The following is a 21,656-nucleotide window of genomic DNA, read 5'->3' as shown; positions in this document are numbered from 1 at the left end:
GCCGATGGTACTTGGACCGCAGGGTCCTGGGAGAGTAGGACGCCGCCAAGCAAAGAACCACTGCCGATGATATTCGGTGGTGGTTTTTATTTTTTTAAGCTTTTTTCGCATATGGGGCGCTTACATCTTCGTTATGTGAAGGTAACATTTTTGTTACGGATGGCAGGGGTAAAACCAGTATAATAGGACTATGTTAAATATGCTAAAAGTACCTGACCGAAGAGCTGGATTGTGCAGCTGTGAAAAGGAGGGTGTGTGTGTTAAGTTGGCGGAGAGTTGGACTTCATTCCATACTGTTGCTTTGTCTAGCGATTGTTCTTGCAGGCTGCGGTGAAGCTTCAGGATCTGTATGGACCTCCTATGAAGGTGCGGTTAACGAGAAGAGTTTCCCGGTACCCAAAGTAGCGAATAAATCTGACCAGTCCGAGAATAACTCGGATATGGATTACGTTCGATATACATTGTCTGGAATTAATGAAGGTATGAGTCTACCAGAGGTTTATCTTGACGAGATTAAAAGTTGGGGATGGACGGAAAAAGAGGCTAAACAATCCTCGAATACTTCCAGCAACCTGCATGTTTTTGCGAAGGAAGGACATATTGTTCAGTTAGCTGTTCATGATGGTTCTTTTACTTTAATGGTTCCTCGAAATGAAACAACGCAAACGACCGTTAAATCACTTGGTGAAGATGATTGATCGGATTCATGATGTGACGTAACAATTAACAACGTAATGTTCCCATATACTGAATGTCCTCTTCGATACGTTGAGGGCTTTTTATTTTTTTCAAGCAGAAGGGAAGGAGAAGGAGAAGGGTTACCCCGGAGTTTTATGATAAGGCATAGAAAAGGGCATCTGTAGCAAAGGAAAGAGTAAGCAAACCCGATGCTGTGGATAAGATGAAGGCCAGGTGAATTAGGGGAAAAAGGTTATCCACTGTGGATAACCTTTTTTTGGATGATAGATGTAAATCTCATCATGAGATATTGGGGAAATCGGATTCACCTTACTGAAGATAATAAGAGACATCTTGCTCGTTTAATTTAATGAGGCCATCTTTACGTCCGCGAGCGAGGATGAGTATGACGTAGAAGCGAGGTCCAAGCATCCAGAGGTGCCAGAATAGCAGTGACATCGTGAAGGAAACCGGGGACCATAACAGGCACACAGTAATGATACATAAACCGATCCAGCTCATGTTCAGATGAACACGGACAAACATGTGATAGCTAAAATGCTGATCTGGAACATAGCCGAACCAAGGCATTCTGAGGTTCCAGCGCCAGCGCTTCGCATAGGAGGTGCGTACCAGCAGCAGGATGGTTCTGGCGATGACATAATGAATCCATAGGGTGATCGGCCCTGCCAGCAAAAAGAAGAAGAGGCCGGTCCAGGAGAAGGCTAGCAGATTAAATAGGAGCATCATAACGGGTAAACATAGGTAGCTGTATATGACACTGCGGGCAATAGCCTTTTTTTTCAGAAGACGGTACTGATAAAAGGTTGCCTTATTCTCCGGTTCGGCGATCATACGATTATAAATCCTCCTTCAGGTATACGGTAATAGAATGGGGTATGCATATGTATTTTGGTGATGTGGATGATAGGCTGGAAAACTCTGATATCGTTATCATATCTTATATATCGGCTGAAATTCCAAGTTTTTTTAAGATTATTATTATGAAGTTTGGATTACGGCAAGGCTGTATAAAGGGTTAACATTGGATCATGATAAGAGAAATGGGTGATCCTATCCATGCAAATGATGCTTGAGCATAGATTACCGGTTGTAATTTTCGGTACAGACACCTATAGAGGGGGAAGCGAATATATATATTTTATAGAAAGAAAGCACTATGAAAATGTTTAAAATAATAGAAACTGTGCAATACTGATAGTAAACGTAAAACAAGGTGGGATGGTTCATGGAAGAACATGCCGAACACACATGTATTATTTGCGAACAGAGGAAGAGAGAAGGCATTTTTATTGTATCTGAATTCATATGCGATACTTGTGAAGCTGAGATGGTTCATACCGATGCGCAGGATGCGAAGTATAATTTTTTTATTCATCAGATGAAACAGATATGGGTACAAAAGAACGCTTGAGGTGACAGCCAAATGAGCGTTTCATGGAGGTTTTATTCTCCGCGTAAATGTTAGAAATTCATATTCTTTTGCAACTGAATTGAGAAGGGCCTACGGGCCTTTTTTTGTTATGTGATGTGGGCAGTATCTTGTGTGGCCTGTATAGAAGGCGTATGCTGATTCTAACGAATACAGATTCATTGGGCATAAAAAGAATAACAGTCACAGGATGGTTAACTTATGAATGAAAATAATAAATCAAAGGTTTGCAAAGAGAAGGCACCTATATATGAAGCATTACTTGCATACCGACATTCGAAGCAGCGTTCATTTCACGTGCCCGGGCACAAAAATGGACAAGCCTATCATCAGTGGATGGGGTATACACAGCAAGATGCCGATCGGAAACAAAAATGGACAGAAACGTTCGCTGAGAAAGAAAGGGTTACAGGGACCGGACAAAAGAGGGAGCATGAACAGGGGGAGGCAATCTTTGCGGGAGTGAATCCATTGAATCCTGTTGACGAGCAGAATCCTGCAGACCGATTGTATGATGCAGACCGTTTCCAAAATTCAGTTGTGCCCGTTCGCGCGTATCTGGAGATGATGGAGATGGATGTTACGGAGATTACGGGCACGGATGATCTTCATCATCCTGAGGGAGTCATTAGGGAGGCACAGGAGCTGGCAGCGGATTGTTTTGGTGCGGAAGAAAGCTTTTTTCTGGTGGGTGGAAGTACCGCGGGCAATCTGTCTTTACTGCTGACGGTGTGCGATGAGCCGGAGAGTATTGTGCTGGTTCAGCGCAACGTACATAAATCTGTCATTCACGGTTTAATGCTGGGGGGCGCAAGGGCGGTATTTCTGGAGCCATGGGTTGACCCTGTATCTGGACTTGCTGTCATGCCGTCGGTTGAGACGGTTCAGGCTGCTATCCAGAAGTATCCTGAGGCAAAGGGCGTATTTGTCACGTTGCCGAATTATTATGGCATGGGCGCGGATTTGACGCCAATTGCCGAGATCTGCCACGATGCTGGCATGCCATTGCTCGTGGATGAAGCGCATGGCGCGCATTACGGGCAGCATTCGGAGCTGCCTGCCTCTGCACTGTCCTGCGGAGCAGACGGTGTAGTGCAGTCGACGCATAAGATGCTGGCCGCGTTCACCATGGGAGCCATGCTGCACGTTCAGGGACCGCGTCTGAACCGGTCCCTGCTGCGGCAGCGCCTGGCCATGGTGCAAAGCTCAAGCCCATCGTACCCGGTGATGGCATCGCTTGATCTGTCGCGCCGGCTGCTGCATGTGCACGGCGCAGAGGCCTTCACGGCAGGGCTTGCTGCCGTGAAAGCCTTTAAGCGCGGCCTGGCAGAGCTGCCGCGCTTCCAACTGCTGCAGCCTGCGGATGTGCCGCTGCAGCAGGGGCCGCCGTGCGGCCATGAAGTGCCGGCGGCGATGCCTGGCCGCGCCGGCTACACCGCTCAGGACCCATTCAAGGTCGTCATATATGACGACACAGGGGTGCTGAGCGGTTATGGGCTGCAGCAGCAGCTGGAAGCCTGCGGCTGCGTGCCCGAGATGAGCGACGAGCGGAACGTCGTGCTGCTCTTCAGTCTTGGCTCGACCTTGCAGGATGCCGAGCAGCTGCTAGAGGCTTTGCGACATATACATGAGAACAATATGCCGCCTGAGCATTCGCTGACTTTGATCAGGTCTGCACAGTCAGTTGCCGAGAAAAATCCACCAAAATATGTTTCCACGTGGAACATTAAGGAACAAAACAATGCTGTTTCCGAGCCTGTGGTGTTCTCCCTTCAACCGATCAAGGAGACAGACACTATCGAATTACCCATTGAGGATAGTGCAGGCTACCGTGCAGCAGAAATGGTTATTCCGTATCCCCCGGGGATTCCTCTGTTTTATCCTGGAGAGCGTATAAGTGCCAAGGTAGTAGCACGAATAAGGACTTTACGCGAGGAAGGAGCCAGGTTTCACGGAATATCCGATCATACAGCACGTACATTAAAGGTCATGAAGCAGCGTTAACGATGTGCGAAGAATAGAAAGCTCACTGGTGTTTAGCTTGCAGCAGACTCAGATAGCATGTAGAGCACATCTTCAGCCGAGATGCTTCTATAGCTCTTGCTCTTGTCTTGTTATCGGCCATCACTAATGGAGCTGTTATCTGCCTTTACGGCAGGTTAAGACGATAATAGGGTGCTTGTCACCTGTTTGATTTAAAATGATATATATTTTGGTTGAAAAAGGTCTTACGTTTCATGTTGGAGGAACAGCCTCCTTATAGTATGATAGAAAGAAAACAAGCTTGTATTATTTTAGTGTTATTAAATGCAGTTGTTTACGATACACCTCTGGGCGAGTGGCATCATATCCTGATGTAAGAGGGTCTAGGCACTTGCATAATAGCCTTGAATGGATGCAGCTATAATACAGAAGGCAGGGGAGCATATGCAGGGCAGAGGTAAATTCATTACGCTGGAAGGAGGAGAGGGCTCAGGGAAAACGACAATGATCGGTAGAATCGGTTCTTATTTTGAGAAACGGGGTATACCTTACGTAGTCACACGGGAACCTGGCGGGATTGAGATTGCAGAGAAAATACGCAGCATCATCCTTGACCCTCTTCATACGGCGATGGATGCCCGAACCGAAGCACTGCTCTATGCAGCAGCACGAAGCCAGCATCTGGCGGAGAAGGTAGAGCCTGCGCTGCAAGCAGGCAAAACGGTCATCTGTGATCGGTTTGTCGATAGCAGTCTGGCCTATCAAGGATATGCTCGCGGCCTCGGAATAGAGAATGTCTGGGCGATTAATCGTTTTGCAATTGGAGATTTGATGCCAGATGTAACCCTCTATCTCGATATTGAGCCGGAACAGGGACTTGGGCGTATTGAAGCCCACGATGGTCGTGAGGTCAATCGTCTGGATCTGGAGAATCTGGAGTTTCATCGTAAAGTACGTGAAGCGTACTTCCTGCTGCAGAAGCAATTTCCAGAGCGTATTCAAATGATTGATGCTTCACAGACTCCGGATGAGGTGGAGAAAGCGATGATTTTGTCGCTGGAGAACGGGATTTTGAAGGATTTTGACGAGTAATTGTCTAATATATAGACATGGCATTTTGCTAAAAGTGCTTATTCTGAAGGAGGTTATGCAGGATGAAACTGATTGTTGCGATTATACAGGATAAAGACAGCAACCGATTATCCAGCGCATTGGTCAAAGCGAACTTTCGGGCAACCAAGCTTGCCAGTACGGGTGGATTTTTGAAGGCAGGCAACACGACGTTTATGATCGGTGTCGATGATAGTCAGGTCGAATCCGTTATGAACGTTATTCGCAGCAGCTGTAAGGTTCGTGAACAGCTCGTAACTCCGGTTACACCTATGAGCGGAACGACCGACTCGTACCTGCCGCTGCCTGTTGAAGTTCAAGTTGGTGGAGCAACCGTATTTGTTCTTCCGGTAGATCGTTTCGAGCATTTCTGATTTGTCTGTGCATGAAATTCATGAGTGTTTTTCATTATCAATAGCATGATTGCATCCTCTCTCCCGAAGAAGACTTTACTCCAGAGTGAGGACTTTCTTTAGGGAGAGACGAGTTAGAACACAATCGTAGATAAGTTCATCTTTCTACCATTATATATACAATGCAGTTCAACCATATAAGAACCATCTTACGCACAGGCGCAGCGCGCTCTGTGCTGATGTGCGATTGGCCTAACGATGAATAGAAAGCAGGCGTATCCATGAAAATCAATCCTGGATTCAGGCCGATGCAGAGTGGAATCAATACGAATGATTCCGGCTCCAAGCCGGTTCAATCCAAAAGTTTCTCTGATATGATGAATCACCAGGGAGAGCGGGCTTCACAAGCAGAGCTTAATCGCCGTTTAAGTGAAATTCAGCTTCAGGGTGAACGCTTGAGTCGTTCTATGACGATTCGTGAGCTGAAGGCTTACAAGCAGCTAGTCAAAAGGTTCCTTGAAGAGACGGTTCGCCGCGGTGTCACGATGAAGGAAACGCGGGGATGGGATCGTCGGGGCAGAGGTAAACGATACAAACTGATTGATGAGATTGACTCGGCTCTGTTATCTATGGCGGATGAATTGCTGGATACAGAAGAAGGGAAGATCACTCTTTTACAACAAGTAGGAGAAATTAGGGGGATGCTTATTAATTTAAGCTTTTAGGAGGAAGTATGTCCTTTCAACAGATTAAGGGCCAACAGGCAGCCAAGCAATTGTTACAAAGCAGTTTGAGACGTCAGGCGATCAGTCATGCATATTTGTTCAGTGGTCCGCCCGGGAGCGGGCAGCTGCAGACAGCTCTGGCATTCGCCAAGGCAATCTTCTGCACAGAGCTTGAGGATGATGCCTGCGGGAAATGTCTTGAATGTCGTAAAATAGAACATGGAAACCATCCGGATCTGACGATGCTGGCACCGGATGGGAATAACATTAAAATAGATCAGATTCGCGATTTACAGCGCATTTTCTCTTACCGGTCAGAGGCGGGACACCCCAAGGTGTATATCATAGAGCAGGCGGAGAAAATGACGGTTCAGGCGGCGAACAGCCTGCTGAAATTTCTGGAAGAACCTCAGGTGCCTGCAGTCGGTATTCTGCTTACAGATAACGGTCAAGCTATGCTGCCTACGATCCGCTCGCGTTCCCAACTGGTGCCGTTCAGTGCGCTCAATCCGGAGGAAATGCTTCAAATTTTGATCGAGGAAGAGTATCCTGTGAATCTGGCCCGGCCCGCTGTCCATTTAGCGTCAGGACTGGAAGCATGTAGAGAAATTCTCCAGCAGAATTGGTTTGCAGAAATTAGAAACGTAATGTTACAATTAGGGAAGGAGTCCCTGGGCAGAGGAAGCACATCCTTGATCTCGGCACAGCAGAAGCTTTTTAAAACAGGACTCTCGGAACATCTGGACATGCTGCTTAGTTTGTTCCATTTATGGTTCAGGGACATGCTGTATGTTCAGTACGGTAGGCATGAACATATCGTTTTTATAGATCAGTTAGACATGCTGTCTCAGTTGGCACATACCCGCAGCACGGAACAGTGGGTCTCCTATATGGATTTGGCCGCGGCATGCAGAAAAAAATTGCGTTTTAATGTCAATGGCCAGCTTTGTCTGGAGCAATTTTTGATCGGTTTGGCATAAGGCTGGAGAGCATCATGTGAGTTCCAATCCTATGCAAACGGTTATAACTTCGGCGGGTTCCCTAAGAAGTCAGGGCTTCAGACGAAGTGGGGTTGGCTTACAAGGGGGTTAATTTTTTGTACAGTGTAGTGGGTGTCCGTTTCAAAAAAGCGGGCAAAATTTATTACTTCGATCCCCTGGACCTTCCTATCGAGCAAGAAAGCTGCGTGATCGTGGAAACGGCACGAGGGGTTGAGTACGGTAAGGTTGTCGTGGGTAAGAAGGAAGTAGGCGAAGCTGATGTGGTGTTGCCGCTCAAAAAGGTTATCCGCGTTGCTGGTGATACAGATGCCCGCGTAGTGGATGAGAACAAGCGTGCAGCCAAGGAAGCTTTCGGTACTTGTTTAAATAAAATCAGAGACCATGGCCTCAAGATGAAGCTGGTCGATGTAGAGTTTACGTTTGATCGCAATAAAATCATTTTTTATTTTACGGCAGAAGGAAGAGTGGATTTCCGCGAGCTGGTCAAGGATCTGGCAAGCATTTTCCGGACACGAATTGAACTGAGACAGATTGGTGTCCGTGATGAAGCAAAAATGCTTGGTGGAATCGGACCTTGCGGACGTGTATTATGCTGCTCCTCCTGGCTGGGAGATTTTGAGCCGGTATCAATCAAGATGGCTAAAGATCAGAGCTTGTCACTGAATCCGACGAAAATTTCAGGGTTGTGCGGAAGACTTATGTGCTGTCTGAAATTTGAGCATGATAATTATGAAAGTGTGAGAGAAGAACTGCCGGCAGTAGGCAAACTGGTCATCACTTCAATGGGTGAAGGTAAAGTTGTCGGAATTAACGCAGGTAACCGCACGGTGCATGTTCAACTGTTCGACATCAGTAAAGTCAAAGAACTTCCGCTGGATGACGTCGTTATCAAGTAAACCATAAAGGTTGCTTCGGGGTGGAAACTTGGAAAAGAAAAATCTGTTTACACACATTCATGAAATGGAAACCCAAATGGGTCAGTTGCACGGTGATTTAGCAGAATTAAAAATGATTGTTAAAGAGCTGCTGGAGGATAATCAGCGGCTTACCATTGAGAATGAGCAGTTACGCAAACTGCTGAAGCGTGAAGCGCCGGCTGATCTGCCGATCTCCTCTGCGCTTGCACCTGTAGCAAGACCGGCTGGCCCGGCTGCGGGTGAAGATGTGGTAGGCGAGGGTTACGATAATCTGGCCCGGTTGTATCACGAAGGCTTCCACATCTGCAACGTCTATTATGGACATTTGCGGACGGAAGGAGATTGTCTGTTCTGCCTGTCTTTTTTGAATAAATGAAATGGCCGTAGGGATTCCCTACGGTTTTTTTTCAAGGTTATAAACGTTATAGAATACCGGAGGATGAGTGTAACATATGACAGACCATGAAGTGATTTTACAGGAGTCGGAGCGAATTGATGATCTGCTCTCTCACGACTTGCGAATTATTCAAAGCGATGAAGTGTTCAGTTTTTCGATGGACGCTGTATTGCTTGCACGTTTTGCATCTGTACCGAAGCGCGGACGTGTTCTCGATCTATGCACAGGTAACGGCGTTGTGCCTATTCTGCTGACAACACGTACACAGGCAAGCCTGGAGGGAATCGAGATTCAGCCGAGACTGGCTGATATGGCACGTCGAAGTGTGCAGCTTAATGAGCTTGAAACATCCATCCTGATTCGTGAGGGAGACCTTCGGGAACTGGTGAATGAGACAGGACATGGCATGTACGATGCAATTACTGTTAATCCACCTTACATGCCTCTGAATGGGAGTGATCTTAAAGCCAATACACATCAGGCGATGGCACGTCATGAGATTGGCTGCACCCTGGAGGAAGTCATTCAGGCATGCAATCGTCTTGTACGCAATGGGGGAAAAGTATCGATGGTTCACCGCCCGCAGCGACTGGGTGAAATCATATCATTAATGCGTCAGTACAAGCTGGAGCCCAAACGTATTCGTATGGTGCATCCGCGTGCTCATCTGGAAGCCAATATGGTGCTGATTGAAGCGATGAAGGATGGCAAGCCAGAGGTGCGCATGCTGCCGCCGCTCATTGTTTACAATGAACAGGGGAATTATTGTGATGAGATTATGGAGATCTACTATGGCCAGCAGCAGGCTGAACGTTCGAAGGAAGGAGGAATCTAGATGACACTGCATGTTCAAAAAAGTTTCAGTGAGCAGTCCGATAATACTGGTAAGCTTTATCTGGTCGGCACACCGATTGGCAATCTGGAGGATATGACCTTCCGTGCAATCAAGACACTGCAGAGCTGTGACATTATTGCCGCAGAAGATACTCGTCAAACGCGAAAGCTGCTGACCCATTTTGAAATTACACCGTCTATGCTATTCAGTTATCATGAGCACAATAAGAGTGCAAGTGGCCCTGAATTGATACGCTATATAATAGAAGGAAAAAATTTGGCACTGGTCAGTGATGCGGGTCTTCCAGCCATTTCGGACCCGGGTTCTGATCTGGTGAAGCTTGCAATTGAAGCGGGAATTACGGTTATTCCGATTCCAGGTCCGAATGCTGCATTATCTGCTTTGATCGTATCCGGGTTGCCAACGGAGCGATTCACGTTTGGTGGTTTTTTACCACGGGAGAAAAAGGATATGCGGAAAGTGCTGGAGGCCTTTAACGAATCCAATGGAACGCTGTTGTTCTATGAATCGCCTCATCGTATTCGCAAAACGTTAATGCACCTGGAAGAGATTCTGGGCGATCGTTCGATTGTACTGGCACGAGAGCTGACCAAGCGGCATGAGGAATTTGTAAGAGGTAATTTGCAGGAATGTATTGAATGGCTGGAGCAGCACCCCCCTTTGGGCGAATATTGTCTGTTGGTTGAAGGAATCCGGGAAGAGGAGCGTAAGGCTGAACGGGAAGCCTGGTGGCAGATTCTTTCACTGGAAGAGCATGTAGCGCACTATGAGAATGAAGGAAACAGCCGGAAGGATGCGATGAAGAAAACGGCAGGGGATCGCGGTCTGACCAAACGGGATGTATACAACGCGCTGATCGAATAAAAAGGCTGGAACAAATAACATTTTCAAAAAATGGGGTAAATGACCTGAAAGGGAACTTAAATCTAACCTTAGTAAAACCTTAAAATGAAAATTGGGTATTGCAATAAAATGTGAAAGGTATGTGACAGCTCTTCATAATGGGTAGAAAAAATCCCTCCAGCGGTGGGGTACACACCGGGAGGGACATTAAGGAATATAAAATGGTTAGAATTAACGATACAGATAATTCAATGATACCTGTTTTTTCTTATTTTGCTACTGGTGCAGGGATTTCGGAAATACATTCGTTACAAACGATTTTGCCTTTGAAGTAAGTTACGTTCTCTGCGTTACCACAGAAGATACAAGCTGGCTCGTATTTTTTCAGCATGATGCGCTCGCCGTCTACGTAGATTTCCAGAGCATCTTTTTCACCAATACCGAGCGTACGACGCAATTCGATTGGAATAACTACCCGTCCCAGTTCATCCACTTTTCTTACAATACCTGTTGATTTCATCATTATAATCAGTGCTCCTCTCAGCTAACTATCATTGTCATTATTCGACATTATTTTATGTTTTATGATACTCATCATACCAACGATTCCCAAAACAGTCAACCTTAAAATTAGCTTAAAATAAAGGGGGTTTTTGTTGAGTTTGCTGGTAGTAAGGGATTGATAGCAATATTTCGCATTTAAACATCCATGTCAGCTTTGTCGATTTGGAAAACGTTAAAACACCTTTATTCGACAAAGTTCGTCAAAGTGTGTCGAATCCTTGATGAAAAACGAAGCCAAACGCGGTAATATCTATAGCAAGAGAAATTTTAAAAGGAGTGAATGGATATGGAACATCGTCTGACGGAAGAAAAAGTATTCAAAGATCCGGTACATAATTACATCCATGTGCAAGAACCGATTATTTGGCAACTCATCAACACACCTGAATTCCAGCGGCTACGCCGCATACGTCAATTAGGGACGTCCTATCTTACTTTTCACGGGGCAGAGCACAGCCGCTTTTCCCATTCCTTAGGTGTATACGAAATTACACGCAAAATTATCTCTCAGTTTGAACGGAGTCATTATTCGGACTGGCCGAAGGAAGAAAAGCTGGTGGCACTTTGTGCTGCCCTGCTTCATGATCTTGGACATGGGCCTTTCTCACATTCCATTGAAGAGGCTTTTAATATGCATCATGAAGATTGGACTTGCCGCATTATTCAGGGGGATACCGAAGTAGGGGCGATTCTAAGACGGTACGCTCCTGATTTTCCTGAGAAAATTGCTTCTGTCATCCAGAAAACCTATGATAAACCGATTGTTGTAAATCTGGTGACCAGTCCGCTGGATGCTGATCGAATGGATTACCTGCTCCGAGATGCGTATTTTACCGGAGTGAATTATGGTACCATCGACTTGGACCGAATTCTTCGGATGCTGCGTCCGTATCATGGACGGATTGTCGTTAAAGAGTCTGGCATGCACGCTGTTGAGGATTACCTCATGTCCAGATACCAGATGTACTGGCAGATTTATTTTCATCCTGTGACGCGCAGCTCCGAAATTATTTTGCGTCAAATTTTCAAAAGGGCAAAGGAGCTTGTGAAGCAGCAATTTTCATTTCGTTTCATGGTGGAGCCACTGCCTCAGCTGTTTAATGGTGAAATCTCGGTTGATGAGTATCTGCAGCTTGATGAAGCATTGATACAGACAGCCTTTATGCAGTGGCGTAAAGAGGGCGATGCTGTTCTGAGCGAGCTGTGCGAGCGTTTTATGGATCGCAAGTTGTATAAATATGTGGAGCTTGAACAGATCGACTTGAACATCATTGAAGAGATTCGGGAGGCATTTGTTCACGTAGGACTGAATCCCGAATATGATCTTGAAATTGATTTTCCTACGGATAATCCATATGATGTGTTTCGTCCAGATCAATCTACTGATAAACAGATTCTTCTGCTGGATCGGCAGGACAAACTCATTGAATTGTCAGAGGTCTCCGATATTGTGCGTTCAATCAGCGGTCTTCATCTGGGGAAACATCACCTGTACTACCCGCAAAACAAGGTGGATGCCATTTTGCATGAATTGCCGTCCCATATACGCCCCTATTTTCTGTAATTCCGAGTGATGCAGCAGGGTGAACATTTCGATATCGAAAGACTTTCTAAGAGAGCTATTTTACATGATACATTAATCTGCTTTAATGGGGAGTAAATGTAGATCGACATAATTTTGTAATTGAAGAGAGGAAATGTTCCCTTCCAGATGTAGTTTAGATGCAACATATTGATTTGACTTTTTATTTTTCTTCTATATATAGTTGCTGAAGTGTTCAAAATGAAAATAAAGAAATAATGAGTTGTCCCAATCAATTGGTTAAGAAAAAAAATTTTGAGAGTCTGATACAGAAATAATTTGGATTTGTATTTCGACATGAAGGGAGAAATAATCAGCATGTTATTCGACACACATACACACCTCGATGCGCCACAATTCGACGAAGACCGGGAGGACATGATCCAGCGGGCTGTAGATGCAGGCGTTACACGTATGATCAATGTTGGCTTCAATCGGGAGACGATCCCGACAACGATGAAGCTGGCGGAAACGTACGATTTTATCTATGCGGCGGTAGGATGGCATCCGGTGGATGCGATTACGATGCAGGAGGGTGACCTGGAATGGATTGCATCATTGTGCAAGCATGAAAAGGTGGTAGCCATTGGCGAGATCGGTTTGGATTATCATTGGGACACTTCACCAAAGGACGTACAGCACCGCGTATTACGACAACAGATTGCATTAGCACGTGAGTTGAATATGCCTATTGTTATTCATAATCGGGATGCTCATGAGGATATTGTTCGTATTTTGCGTGAAGAAAAGGCTGGTGAAGTTGGCGGAGTCATGCATTCGTTTTCAGGCAGCTGGGAAACAGCGAAAATGTGTCTGGATTTAGGGTTCCACTTATCCTTCGGCGGGCCGGTCACTTTCAAAAATGCGAAGCAGCCCAAAGAGGTGCTTGCGAAGGTTCCGATGGATCGATTTTTCCTGGAAACGGACTCCCCATATCTTACACCCCATCCTTATCGTGGAAAACGAAATGAAACAGCGCATGTTCGTCTGGTTGCCGAGGCAGCTGCGGAAATTAAAGGCATTTCGGTTGAGGAAATTGCTGCAATAACAACCAAAAATGCCATGGAACGATTTGGAATTCGATAAGAAATGGAGTAAATCAGGTGAAATAGGGAGTTATAGAGAGGTAATCTGCTCTTTGATTCGAATAATTGAAGAATATTACAATATTTTAACCAAATATTTAGAAAAACGTACTTGATCCATGCTTTACAACATGCATCAAAACAGGATATCATCTTTTCAGTGAATTGTTGTGCGGAAAATTGGACAGATGTTCGGGGGATGAACAAAGGGACACTTTCCGATAAGACAACAATACTTTCATGAATCAATCTCGCTGAGTCTCCGTTACCGGAGAGCGGGGGAACCAATAGGGCTTAAACATCGGTGATTGCAGCCGATGCGCATCGTTCGCTGACCCAAAAGCAGCGAATGAATCTGGAAGCCGTATTTGATTTCTTCTTTGGGTCTCGGGGTGAATTCAAGGGCGTCCGCCATGAGCGGGTGACCTAAGATAGGGCGGCTCTCTTTCGCCCGAACCCGACAGCTAACCTCGCAAGCGGAAAAAGAGAGGCAACCTCGTGCATGAATTTCCGATATTCAAATCATTCGGAAGCCACGAAAGAGTCTCTTAACACTCTTTCTTTGGCTTTTTTTGTTTTGAATAAAAGAAATAACGTCATCTTACGGCAAGCTTTCTGGAGATGACATCATGTTGCGAAGAGGGGTTCATGGTGCAGAACCGGTCATTACCTCTGATCTGTGTTCTGTAGGAAAATTTGGTATAGTCGCGTCACATACATCATGCATTACTTTAGACGGCGAGGCTATGAAGGAGGACGGAGAAGTGGGCACATTCCAACCAGAAGAGACCCATGAGTCACGATCATCCAGTAAGTCTTTCGCGTTGCGGTGGAAGCATGAGAACTTGCGTCAAATGGCACTGATCGCGATATTCTCAATTGCGCTTGCAATCATGATCTTGTTAGTCGTTTACGGTCAGGCCGGGAAGCAAATTTCGCTGGTTATTGACGGCAAAGCTCAAGTGGTAGAGACTCGTACAGGAATGCTTCACGAAATGTTGGAGGAGCAGTCAATCACAGTCAGCCCTCACGACAAGGTATCCATGCCCATGAACGGGGCGCTTGCAGATGGAGACCGAATCGTTATCGAGCGGGCCGTTCCAGTAAAAATTACGGCAGACGGAGACACCAAGACTCTGTATACAACCGATTCATCGGTACAAGATGTAATTCAGCAATCAGGTATTGAAGTTGCAAATCATGATAAAGTGTACCCAGCGCTCGGAACCGCAATTAAAGCGGATATGAAGATTCGTGTAGTGCGTGTAACAAAGCATACTGTGGATGTGAAGCAACCGATTGCGTACAAGGTTGTAAAAACGGCAGATCCTAGTTTGTTCAAAGGGGATAACCGTGTTGTTGTAAACGGTAAAGAAGGCACACTGGTGCAGCATATCGAAAAGGTATTTCAAGATGGGGAACTCGTCTCCAAAAAAATGGTGGGCAAAACGATCGCGAATAATCGCGTAGATAAGGTCATCGCGGTAGGTACGAAAGCCAAGCCAGTAGTGAAAGAACCTGAGGTTCAACTGGTATCGGCCAAAACCTCAAGCAGCAAAGCAACAACAACGAACTCGACGAAAACATCTGCCTCGGGCAGCAAGGTGATTACGGTCGCCGGGACTTCTTTTAAATATTCCAAAGTGTTGAAAAATGTATCCATGACTGCCTACTCTGCCGAAGAGCCAGGTATTGGTACGAAAACGGCTTCTGGTACTCGTGTAACAGAGGGGCGCACCATCGCGGTTGATCCTAAAGTCATTCCTATTGGCTGGTGGGTATACATCGAGGGCCTTGGCTTCCGTCGTGCGGAAGATACAGGCGGTGCGATTAAAGGTAATAAAATTGACGTTTACTACGACAGTGTGAAGCATGCCCTGAATTTCGGACGTAAAAAAGGCAAAACGGTCTACGTGATTGGACCGGTGAAGCCGGAAGCGAACTAAAATCGTTTTACTTTGATATGGGAATGCTATAAAATAGTTGCATGAATGATTCATGCGGAATATGCGGCGGAGGGGTCTGAATTCAGTCTCCTCCGCCGTTTGGCAGAGAAGAGGATATTCCTCTTCTTTTTGCGTTAGAAAGGAAGAAAAGGAACATGATAAAAGAAGTGATTGTGGTGGAGGGCCGTGACGATACGGTAGCCATTCGCCGGGCGGTTGAAGCGGACACCATTGAAACAGGAGGTTCTGCAATTAATCAGCGTGTGCTGAAGCGAATCGCACTTGCTCAGGAGAGACGAGGTGTGATTATCCTGACCGATCCCGATCATGCCGGAGAGCGAATCCGCAAAATTATTGCGAATAAAATTCCTGGCTGCAAGCATGCATTTATTCCGGAGGCAGATGCAACGCGCAAAGGCGATATCGGGGTAGAGAATGCTTCTCCAGAAGCCATTCGTCATGCACTGGCACGTGTACATACCTCCTATGAGGGTGCACCTCCTCTCATTGACTGGGAAGATCTGATCGAGGCAGGTCTGATTGTACATCCACAGGCTGCTGCACGCCGGATGGAGATGGGCAACCTGCTCGGGATCGGATACTGTAACGGCAAGCAGTTTCACAAACGACTGAGTGTATTTCAGATTACCAGAGAAGAGTTCTCCGCTGCACTGGCGCAAATTGAACGTGAAGGATTGTGAACTTATGAAGGACATGGATCAAACCATTGAGATAGCTACACCGAAACGCACCAAGGAGATTATTCAAAAGCATGGATTCTCCTTCAAAAAAAGTCTGGGTCAGAACTTTCTGATTGATCAAAATATATTGAACAAAATCGTCGGCGCTGCCGATCTGGACGAATCGAAGGGCGCGCTGGAGATCGGGCCGGGCATCGGTGCGCTCACAGAGCGTCTGGCTCGCGTGGCAGGTCCGGTTACCGCGGTAGAGATTGACCAGCGTCTGCTTCCGATTCTCGGAGAGGTGATGGAGCCTTACCCGAATGTACGGGTTCATCACGGCGATGTACTCAAGCTGGATCTGGCCGAGCTGTTTGCTACAGACTTTGCTTCAGTGGATAAGGTTAGCGTTGTTGCCAACCTGCCTTATTATGTAACGACCCCGATTATGATGAAACTGCTGGAGGAGAAGCTGCCGGTGGACAGTATTGTGGTCATGATTCAGAAGGAAGTGGCCGAACGAATGGCAGCTGCGCCAGGCTCCAAGGATTACGGCAGCCTTAGCATTGCCGTGCAGTATTACAGTATGCCGGAACTGGTTTGTGTGGTTCCGCCTACTGTATTTATTCCGCAGCCGAATGTAGAGTCGGCGGTAATCAAGCTGAAGGTGCGTGAGCAGCCCCCAGTACAGGTTCCGAGCGAGAAGCATTATTTCGAGGTCGTACAGGCTTCTTTTGCCCAGCGCAGGAAAACGATCTCTAACAATCTGAAAGCACGCTTCTTCACGAAGGAGAACAGGGAGCAGGCAGATCAGCTTCTTGAACAGGCAGGCATTCAGCCTTCGCGGCGCGGAGAAACATTAAGCTTGCAGGAGTATGCGACCCTTAGTACCGTCATGTGGGAAGCCGGAGTTCGCGGCGACCTGTAAATTCGAATGAACCAATCCGGGTCTCTGCCCATACGATGGGGTAGAGGTGATAATGTTGATGAATATCGGAGACTTGGTCGTTCGGAAGTCATACGGTGGTGATGTGACTTTTCGGGTAGAGGGACTTCAGGCGGATGCTGCGGTCATTAAAGGGACTGAGTTCCGGCTGATGGCAGACTCCCCGGTGGATGATTTGATACAGGTTCCCTATGAACCACAGAATGCAAAGACAAGGCAGGCACATATTAAAGCCCATCAGACACTCTCACGGCTTCAGCAGCACCGGATGGAGCAGGCGGAGCGCAATCGGGAAGGTCTGATGCAAGAATGGGCTGCACAGCAGGAACCGGCATATTTTGAAATGCCCGGCAAGGTGCTGCATCTGGATGGAGATCCGAACTATCTGAAAAAGAGCATGAACCTGTACGAACAGCTTCGCGTTCCTGCAGAAGGGCAGTATGTGCATGAGTCTGCTATGGCGGATACGTTATACCGCCTGCTGCCCAAAGTTCGTCCTGATATCGTAGTAATCACAGGTCATGACGGGGTATTAAAGACAAGGCAGCCATATGATCTCTACAGTCTCGGAAGCTACAAAAATTCGCAAAATTTCGTTTCTGCTATCCAGGTGGCAAGGCAGTATGAGCGTCATCTGGACGCGCTGACCATTATTGCGGGAGCATGTCAGTCTCATTTTGAGGCACTGCTGCGTGCTGGAGCGAATTTTGCCAGCTCCCCTGGCAGAATTCTCATCCATGCGCTTGATCCGGTCTATGTGGCTGCCAAAGCTTCCTTTACGTCGGTTCGAGATACGGTAAACATGAATGACGTGCTCCACAATACGATCAGCGGTATTCAGGGTGTTGGTGGTATGGAAACCAAAGGCAGTTATCGGGTAGGCCTGCCGGGTCTTAACGATTTATCTACATTAAAAGTAAATCCTTCCGCAGTGTAAGCCGATTTGGATAGGGCCCTGGAAAGGGCTTTTTTCTTTGCGAAAAAAATCATTGACAATAACTTTTTACTGCTGATATAATATTTATCTTTGATTTGACAATGACTGTAAAATACGGTATAATGGACAAGAAAAGAGGTGGACGTCCACAATGGCTAAAAATACGCTGTTGGATATCAAACGCAATCTCGATGCACATATTGGTCAGAAAATTACGCTGCGGGCTAATGGTGGCCGCCGTAAGACGATTGAGCGTACGGGTGTATTGGAAGAAACGTACCCTTCTGTTTTTATTGTAAAGCTTGATGAAGAGCAGGAAACCTTCAAGCGAGTATCATACAGTTATGCGGATATACTTACGGAGTCTGTAGAGGTCATGGTTTTCGATCCTGGCAGCGAGACGAACTCCTTCATGGAGACGTAAGCATCGGTTTACAGGCGGCTCACCCCTAGAGGGCGGGTCGCTTTTTATATGCGGAGCTAATGAGGAGTTTATGTGGGGAGATAATCAAAGAATGATGATCCTGCAGGAACGGCATACTAACGGGACAGGTCATGGAGATATCCCTGTATCAGATGTCAGGCAGACCAGGACCTGGGGTATACTGCATTCTGGAATTAGAAGGCCTTATCACCTCGATTACACATCACTTTTCCATGGAGGAGGATCAATCATGAGTCGCAGAAGAAGAAGTGTCATGTCGGAGGAACTGAAATATGAGCTGGCGAAGGATCTCGGCTTCTATGATACGGTTCAGCAGGAGGGCTGGGGCGGGATCAAGGCCAAGGATGCCGGCAACATGGTGAAGCGGGCGATTCAGATGGCAGAGCAGGCAGCGCGTAAATCATAGTCAGCGTTCATCGGATTGGAGAGCGGGGATATTTCATTTGGAATACCCCTGCTTTTTCCCCATAGATGCGGAATAGAAATGACTTGACAGTCCCATTTTGATATAATATGTTAAGTTGTCTTAGGGAAAAGGTGAGGACGGGTGAACGTCTTGAAAATTTACGAAAAAGCGCCAGCTAAAATTAATTTGATGTTGGATGTCCTACATAAAAGAAGTGATGGATTTCATGAAGTTGAAATGATCATGACGATGGTTGATCTGGCCGATCGGCTTGAGATGTCGGAACTGCCGCGCGATACCATTGTGATCTCCAGTCAGGCGGGATATATTCCGCTGGACGAGAAGAATCTGGCATTTCAGGCAGCCAGACTGATCAAGGAGCGCTACAACGTACGTACGGGAGTTCATATTCATCTGGACAAAAAAATTCCGGTTGCTGCCGGTCTTGCCGGGGGCAGCAGTGACGCAGCGGCTGCACTTCGCGGGCTGAACCGTCTGTGGCGGCTGGACATTCCAGATCAGGAATTGCAGGAGCTGGGTGCCGAGCTGGGGTCGGATGTGCCGTTCTGTATTACAGGTGGAACGGCGCTTGCAACAGGACGGGGAGAGAAGCTGACCCCGATACCTAATCCGCCACAGTGCTGGGTGATTTTAGCCAAACCTCCAATCAATGTGTCTACTGCCGATGTGTATGGACGCTTTCGCAGCGACAAGATTGTTCGGCATCCAAGTGCCGCCAAAATGGAGCAGGCGATTCGTAATCAGTCCTTCACAGAGGTCTGCGATCAGATGGGCAACGTGCTCGAGGATGTGACCTTGAAGCTGTATCCGGAAGTGCAGCATCTCAAGAATGCGATGATTCGTCTTGGTGCAGACGGAGTGCTGATGTCCGGGAGTGGACCAACCGTATTCGGACTTGTGTCGAAGGAATCCAAAGTGGCCCGGGTCTATAACGGCCTTCGTGGCTTCTGCAAAGAAGTTTACGCTGTGCGGATGTTAACGTGAAATTTACTTTTATAATGTACAAACACGTATAAAGGTGGTATATTTTTAAATAATTATTCGGATTTGGATGTTTCCGTGATCGTGAGGATGGATCTCTGTGAAGAAGTTAAAACGAAGCGCAAGGCTGGTTGAAATGACGCAATACTTATTGTCGAGACCACATACGGTGATTCCGCTCACCACATTTGCCGAACGTTATGGTGCTGCCAAGTCGTCGATCAGTGAGGATCTGGCCATTATCAAGGAAGTGTTCGAAGAAGGTGGGTCAGGAGAACTGCATACACTGGCGGGAGCTGCCGGTGGAGTGAAGTGGATTCCGAAGGTGCCTGTGGAACATGCTCTTGCTTTTGCTGAGCGGTTGTCCACACAGCTTGCACAGCCAGACCGGATTTTGCCGGGAGGTTATCTGTATATGTCAGACCTTCTGGGGCAGCCGGCCCTGATGAATGAAGCGGGCAAAATCTTTGCAACGGCTTTTGGCGATATGAACATTGATGTAGTCATGACGGTGGAAACCAAGGGAATCCCGCTCGCATATGCGACTGGAGCCCAGCTTAACCTTCCTGTTGTGCTCGTTCGCAGGGACCATCAGGCTACGGAAGGATCGGCCGTAAGTATTAATTATGTATCCGGGTCCCACAAAAGTCTGCATACCATGTCCCTATCCCGCAGGGCAATGAAAGAGCATTCCCGAGTGTTGATTGTGGATGATTTCATGAAGGCCGGGGGTACGGTTCAAGGTATGATTGATCTGCTGGCAGAGTTTAATGCAACGGTAGCCGGGGTAGGCGTGCTGGTGGAGTCCGGTTCGATAGACTCCGAGGAGCGTCTGCTGACGGATTATGTATCTCTCGCGAAGCTGACAGCAGTTGATGCGAAGAGCAGACATATTTCTGTCTCGCCGGGCAACTATTTTGACCTGTAGAATCATGGCGAATAACATGTCGGGAAAGGTTCTTTTCCATCGACCTGGCACTAACGTTGTCGAATTGTGTATTAAATAAAAAAATTCCTGATATTAGGATATTTTTATGGTCATAAAAAGAAGGAGTTCGTATAGGCTGTGTGGAATTATACACCAAGTTCTGATGGAAAAAGGTGGTGAACACACACATGCAAATTACGGATGTCAGACTCCGCCGCGTTAACTCGGAAGGGAGAATGAAGGCTATCGCATCCATTACCATCGATAATGAATTTGTCGTACATGACATTCGTGTCATCGATGGTAACAACGGAATGTTTGTTGCAATGCCGAGCAAGCGGACTCCTGACGGAGAGTTCCGTGATATCGCCCACCCGATCTCTTCCGGTACGCGTGAGAAGATTCAGGCAGCAGTATTAACTGAGTATGATCGAGCAGCGACTGAGGAAGAAGTCATTGAAGAAGGTGCCTGAGAACATTATTGGGGTTCGAAGGAAAAGAGAGCCATGTCTTATGGCTCTCTTTTCTTTTTGATCGGAATAAGATATATTCAGTATTGAGTTTATTCAAAAGAGGACCAGAGCGCATATTGCGTTAGGTTGCAGAGCGGCATCTCAGGAATCGTTGGAATTCAATTAAGCCCGCAGGGCACACGGCGTACGATAGAGGCTCGCGAGCTACTCGCGACTGCGTTGTTACGCGTGATTACAGCGTCAGCAGGCGATGAACAAAACCGGCTTGAAGCCGGCTGAACGATACTCACTTGGAGACAACAAGGTACATAAACCAAGGGGATTCAGAACAGGAGGTCGTTAATTT

26 protein-coding genes and 1 riboswitch are annotated in these 21,656 nt (G+C 46.8%); of the genes, 24 read left to right on the top strand and 2 right to left on the bottom strand.

Annotated features, from left to right (window positions below; genetic code table 11):
• Together HNR77_RS30010 and HNR77_RS24825 are read left to right on the top strand one after the other, a co-directional pair.
• Positions 1-183, top strand: a 183-nt coding sequence (locus HNR77_RS30010; protein ID WP_221443992.1) for a hypothetical protein, incomplete at its 5' end; no start/stop codon positions are given.
• Between the two features lie 74 nt (positions 184-257).
• Entirely contained in the window at positions 258-698 is a 441-nt protein-coding gene (locus HNR77_RS24825; protein ID WP_184190190.1) for a hypothetical protein, read from the top strand.
• A 310-nt stretch (positions 699-1,008) separates the two neighbouring features.
• Here the strand turns inward: HNR77_RS24825 and HNR77_RS24820 are convergent, their stop codons facing one another.
• Positions 1,009-1,533, bottom strand: coding sequence for a hypothetical protein (locus tag HNR77_RS24820; RefSeq protein WP_184190188.1), 525 nt, complete (start codon positions 1,531-1,533; stop codon positions 1,009-1,011).
• A gap of 394 nt (positions 1,534-1,927) precedes the next feature.
• Between HNR77_RS24820 and HNR77_RS24815 the strand changes: the two genes are divergently transcribed.
• From HNR77_RS24815 to rsmI, 10 genes are all read left to right on the top strand, one after another.
• Positions 1,928-2,113 (top strand): sigma factor G inhibitor Gin, encoded by a 186-nt coding sequence (locus tag HNR77_RS24815; protein ID WP_110899245.1) that lies wholly within the window; start codon positions 1,928-1,930, stop codon positions 2,111-2,113.
• Between the two features lie 219 nt (positions 2,114-2,332).
• Positions 2,333-4,135 (top strand): aminotransferase class I/II-fold pyridoxal phosphate-dependent enzyme, encoded by a 1,803-nt coding sequence (locus HNR77_RS24810; RefSeq protein ID WP_184190186.1) that lies wholly within the window; start codon positions 2,333-2,335, stop codon positions 4,133-4,135.
• A 423-nt stretch (positions 4,136-4,558) separates the two neighbouring features.
• Complete coding sequence (gene tmk / locus HNR77_RS24805; protein WP_184190194.1) at positions 4,559-5,206, top strand: dTMP kinase; 648 nt, start codon at positions 4,559-4,561, stop codon at positions 5,204-5,206.
• Between the two features lie 62 nt (positions 5,207-5,268).
• Positions 5,269-5,598: a cyclic-di-AMP receptor gene (locus HNR77_RS24800; protein ID WP_047914178.1), complete on the top strand. Its 330-nt coding sequence runs from the start codon at positions 5,269-5,271 to the stop codon at positions 5,596-5,598.
• Between the two features lie 260 nt (positions 5,599-5,858).
• The gene (locus HNR77_RS24795; protein WP_111273242.1) at positions 5,859-6,302 is read left to right on the top strand and encodes a YaaR family protein; all 444 of its coding nucleotides are present in this window, start codon (positions 5,859-5,861) and stop codon (positions 6,300-6,302) included.
• 8 nt (positions 6,303-6,310) lie between these two features.
• Positions 6,311-7,282 (top strand): DNA polymerase III subunit delta', encoded by a 972-nt coding sequence (holB, locus tag HNR77_RS24790; protein WP_184190184.1) that lies wholly within the window; start codon positions 6,311-6,313, stop codon positions 7,280-7,282.
• Positions 7,283-7,398: 116 nt separating this feature from the next.
• Positions 7,399-8,199 (top strand): PSP1 domain-containing protein, encoded by an 801-nt coding sequence (locus HNR77_RS24785; protein ID WP_111273244.1) that lies wholly within the window; start codon positions 7,399-7,401, stop codon positions 8,197-8,199.
• A 28-nt stretch (positions 8,200-8,227) separates the two neighbouring features.
• Positions 8,228-8,596 (top strand): initiation-control protein YabA, encoded by a 369-nt coding sequence (locus tag HNR77_RS24780; protein WP_184190182.1) that lies wholly within the window; start codon positions 8,228-8,230, stop codon positions 8,594-8,596.
• A gap of 76 nt (positions 8,597-8,672) precedes the next feature.
• A complete protein-coding gene (locus tag HNR77_RS24775) occupies positions 8,673-9,452 on the top strand; it encodes a tRNA1(Val) (adenine(37)-N6)-methyltransferase (RefSeq protein WP_184190180.1) in 780 nt (259 codons plus the stop codon).
• Positions 9,453-10,337, top strand: a complete 885-nt coding sequence (gene rsmI, locus HNR77_RS24770) for a 16S rRNA (cytidine(1402)-2'-O)-methyltransferase (protein WP_184190178.1) — start codon at positions 9,453-9,455, stop codon at positions 10,335-10,337.
• A 247-nt stretch (positions 10,338-10,584) separates the two neighbouring features.
• Here the strand turns inward: rsmI and HNR77_RS24765 are convergent, their stop codons facing one another.
• Positions 10,585-10,839, bottom strand: coding sequence for an AbrB/MazE/SpoVT family DNA-binding domain-containing protein (locus HNR77_RS24765; protein ID WP_017691383.1), 255 nt, complete (start codon positions 10,837-10,839; stop codon positions 10,585-10,587).
• A gap of 327 nt (positions 10,840-11,166) precedes the next feature.
• Here HNR77_RS24765 and HNR77_RS24760 point away from each other — a divergent pair, with 327 nt between their 5' ends.
• From HNR77_RS24760 to HNR77_RS24705, 12 genes are all read left to right on the top strand, one after another.
• Complete coding sequence (locus tag HNR77_RS24760) at positions 11,167-12,444, top strand: HD domain-containing protein (RefSeq protein ID WP_184190176.1); 1,278 nt, start codon at positions 11,167-11,169, stop codon at positions 12,442-12,444.
• 336 nt (positions 12,445-12,780) lie between these two features.
• Entirely contained in the window at positions 12,781-13,548 is a 768-nt protein-coding gene (locus HNR77_RS24755; protein ID WP_184190174.1) for a TatD family hydrolase, read from the top strand.
• 241 nt (positions 13,549-13,789) lie between these two features.
• A riboswitch (cyclic di-AMP (ydaO/yuaA leader) is annotated at positions 13,790-14,042 on the top strand.
• Positions 14,043-14,311: 269 nt separating this feature from the next.
• On the top strand, positions 14,312-15,493 hold the full coding sequence (locus HNR77_RS24750) for a resuscitation-promoting factor (protein WP_184190172.1): 1,182 nt from the start codon (positions 14,312-14,314) through the stop codon (positions 15,491-15,493).
• A 155-nt stretch (positions 15,494-15,648) separates the two neighbouring features.
• On the top strand, positions 15,649-16,194 hold the full coding sequence (rnmV, locus tag HNR77_RS24745) for a ribonuclease M5 (protein ID WP_111273250.1): 546 nt from the start codon (positions 15,649-15,651) through the stop codon (positions 16,192-16,194).
• A gap of 4 nt (positions 16,195-16,198) precedes the next feature.
• Positions 16,199-17,101, top strand: a complete 903-nt coding sequence (gene rsmA, locus HNR77_RS24740) for a 16S rRNA (adenine(1518)-N(6)/adenine(1519)-N(6))-dimethyltransferase RsmA (protein WP_397367517.1) — start codon at positions 16,199-16,201, stop codon at positions 17,099-17,101.
• Positions 17,102-17,159: 58 nt separating this feature from the next.
• Positions 17,160-18,056: a sporulation peptidase YabG gene (yabG, locus tag HNR77_RS24735; protein WP_184190170.1), complete on the top strand. Its 897-nt coding sequence runs from the start codon at positions 17,160-17,162 to the stop codon at positions 18,054-18,056.
• 151 nt (positions 18,057-18,207) lie between these two features.
• Positions 18,208-18,480: a biofilm formation stimulator Veg gene (gene veg, locus HNR77_RS24730; protein ID WP_110899231.1), complete on the top strand. Its 273-nt coding sequence runs from the start codon at positions 18,208-18,210 to the stop codon at positions 18,478-18,480.
• A 250-nt stretch (positions 18,481-18,730) separates the two neighbouring features.
• The gene (locus tag HNR77_RS24725; protein WP_090924606.1) at positions 18,731-18,907 is read left to right on the top strand and encodes a small, acid-soluble spore protein, alpha/beta type; all 177 of its coding nucleotides are present in this window, start codon (positions 18,731-18,733) and stop codon (positions 18,905-18,907) included.
• 150 nt (positions 18,908-19,057) lie between these two features.
• The gene (ispE, locus tag HNR77_RS24720; protein WP_184190168.1) at positions 19,058-19,912 is read left to right on the top strand and encodes a 4-(cytidine 5'-diphospho)-2-C-methyl-D-erythritol kinase; all 855 of its coding nucleotides are present in this window, start codon (positions 19,058-19,060) and stop codon (positions 19,910-19,912) included.
• A gap of 97 nt (positions 19,913-20,009) precedes the next feature.
• The gene (purR, locus tag HNR77_RS24715; RefSeq protein ID WP_184190166.1) at positions 20,010-20,837 is read left to right on the top strand and encodes a pur operon repressor; all 828 of its coding nucleotides are present in this window, start codon (positions 20,010-20,012) and stop codon (positions 20,835-20,837) included.
• Positions 20,838-21,025: 188 nt separating this feature from the next.
• Complete coding sequence (spoVG, locus tag HNR77_RS24710; protein WP_017691372.1) at positions 21,026-21,310, top strand: septation regulator SpoVG; 285 nt, start codon at positions 21,026-21,028, stop codon at positions 21,308-21,310.
• A gap of 126 nt (positions 21,311-21,436) precedes the next feature.
• Complete coding sequence (locus tag HNR77_RS24705; RefSeq protein WP_184190164.1) at positions 21,437-21,589, top strand: hypothetical protein; 153 nt, start codon at positions 21,437-21,439, stop codon at positions 21,587-21,589.
• The last annotated feature ends 67 nt before the right edge of the window (positions 21,590-21,656 follow it).

Origin of the sequence: Paenibacillus sp. JGP012, from assembly GCF_014203995.1 — a bacterium.
GTDB lineage: Bacteria > Bacillota > Bacilli > Paenibacillales > Paenibacillaceae > Paenibacillus > Paenibacillus silvae.
Note: the sequence above shows the minus strand (reverse complement) of the source record. Positions and strands in the feature narration are given on the sequence as shown.

Bases quoted from the DNA above. Each gene is read 5' to 3' on its own strand.
- HNR77_RS24820 (WP_184190188.1), bottom strand. From the start codon at position 1,533: ATGATCGCCGAACCGGAGAATAAGGCAACCTTTTATCAGTACCGTCTT.
- HNR77_RS24815 (WP_110899245.1), top strand. From the start codon at position 1,928: ATGGAAGAACATGCCGAACACACATGTATTATTTGCGAACAGAGGAAG.
- HNR77_RS24810 (WP_184190186.1), top strand. From the start codon at position 2,333: ATGAATGAAAATAATAAATCAAAGGTTTGCAAAGAGAAGGCACCTATA.
- tmk (WP_184190194.1), top strand. From the start codon at position 4,559: ATGCAGGGCAGAGGTAAATTCATTACGCTGGAAGGAGGAGAGGGCTCA.
- HNR77_RS24800 (WP_047914178.1), top strand. From the start codon at position 5,269: ATGAAACTGATTGTTGCGATTATACAGGATAAAGACAGCAACCGATTA.
- HNR77_RS24795 (WP_111273242.1), top strand. From the start codon at position 5,859: ATGAAAATCAATCCTGGATTCAGGCCGATGCAGAGTGGAATCAATACG.
- holB (WP_184190184.1), top strand. From the start codon at position 6,311: ATGTCCTTTCAACAGATTAAGGGCCAACAGGCAGCCAAGCAATTGTTA.
- HNR77_RS24775 (WP_184190180.1), top strand. From the start codon at position 8,673: ATGACAGACCATGAAGTGATTTTACAGGAGTCGGAGCGAATTGATGAT.
- rsmI (WP_184190178.1), top strand. From the start codon at position 9,453: ATGACACTGCATGTTCAAAAAAGTTTCAGTGAGCAGTCCGATAATACT.
- HNR77_RS24765 (WP_017691383.1), bottom strand. From the start codon at position 10,839: ATGATGAAATCAACAGGTATTGTAAGAAAAGTGGATGAACTGGGACGG.
- HNR77_RS24760 (WP_184190176.1), top strand. From the start codon at position 11,167: ATGGAACATCGTCTGACGGAAGAAAAAGTATTCAAAGATCCGGTACAT.
- HNR77_RS24755 (WP_184190174.1), top strand. From the start codon at position 12,781: ATGTTATTCGACACACATACACACCTCGATGCGCCACAATTCGACGAA.
- rnmV (WP_111273250.1), top strand. From the start codon at position 15,649: ATGATAAAAGAAGTGATTGTGGTGGAGGGCCGTGACGATACGGTAGCC.
- rsmA (WP_397367517.1), top strand. From the start codon at position 16,199: ATGAAGGACATGGATCAAACCATTGAGATAGCTACACCGAAACGCACC.
- yabG (WP_184190170.1), top strand. From the start codon at position 17,160: ATGAATATCGGAGACTTGGTCGTTCGGAAGTCATACGGTGGTGATGTG.
- veg (WP_110899231.1), top strand. From the start codon at position 18,208: ATGGCTAAAAATACGCTGTTGGATATCAAACGCAATCTCGATGCACAT.
- HNR77_RS24725 (WP_090924606.1), top strand. From the start codon at position 18,731: ATGAGTCGCAGAAGAAGAAGTGTCATGTCGGAGGAACTGAAATATGAG.
- spoVG (WP_017691372.1), top strand. From the start codon at position 21,026: ATGCAAATTACGGATGTCAGACTCCGCCGCGTTAACTCGGAAGGGAGA.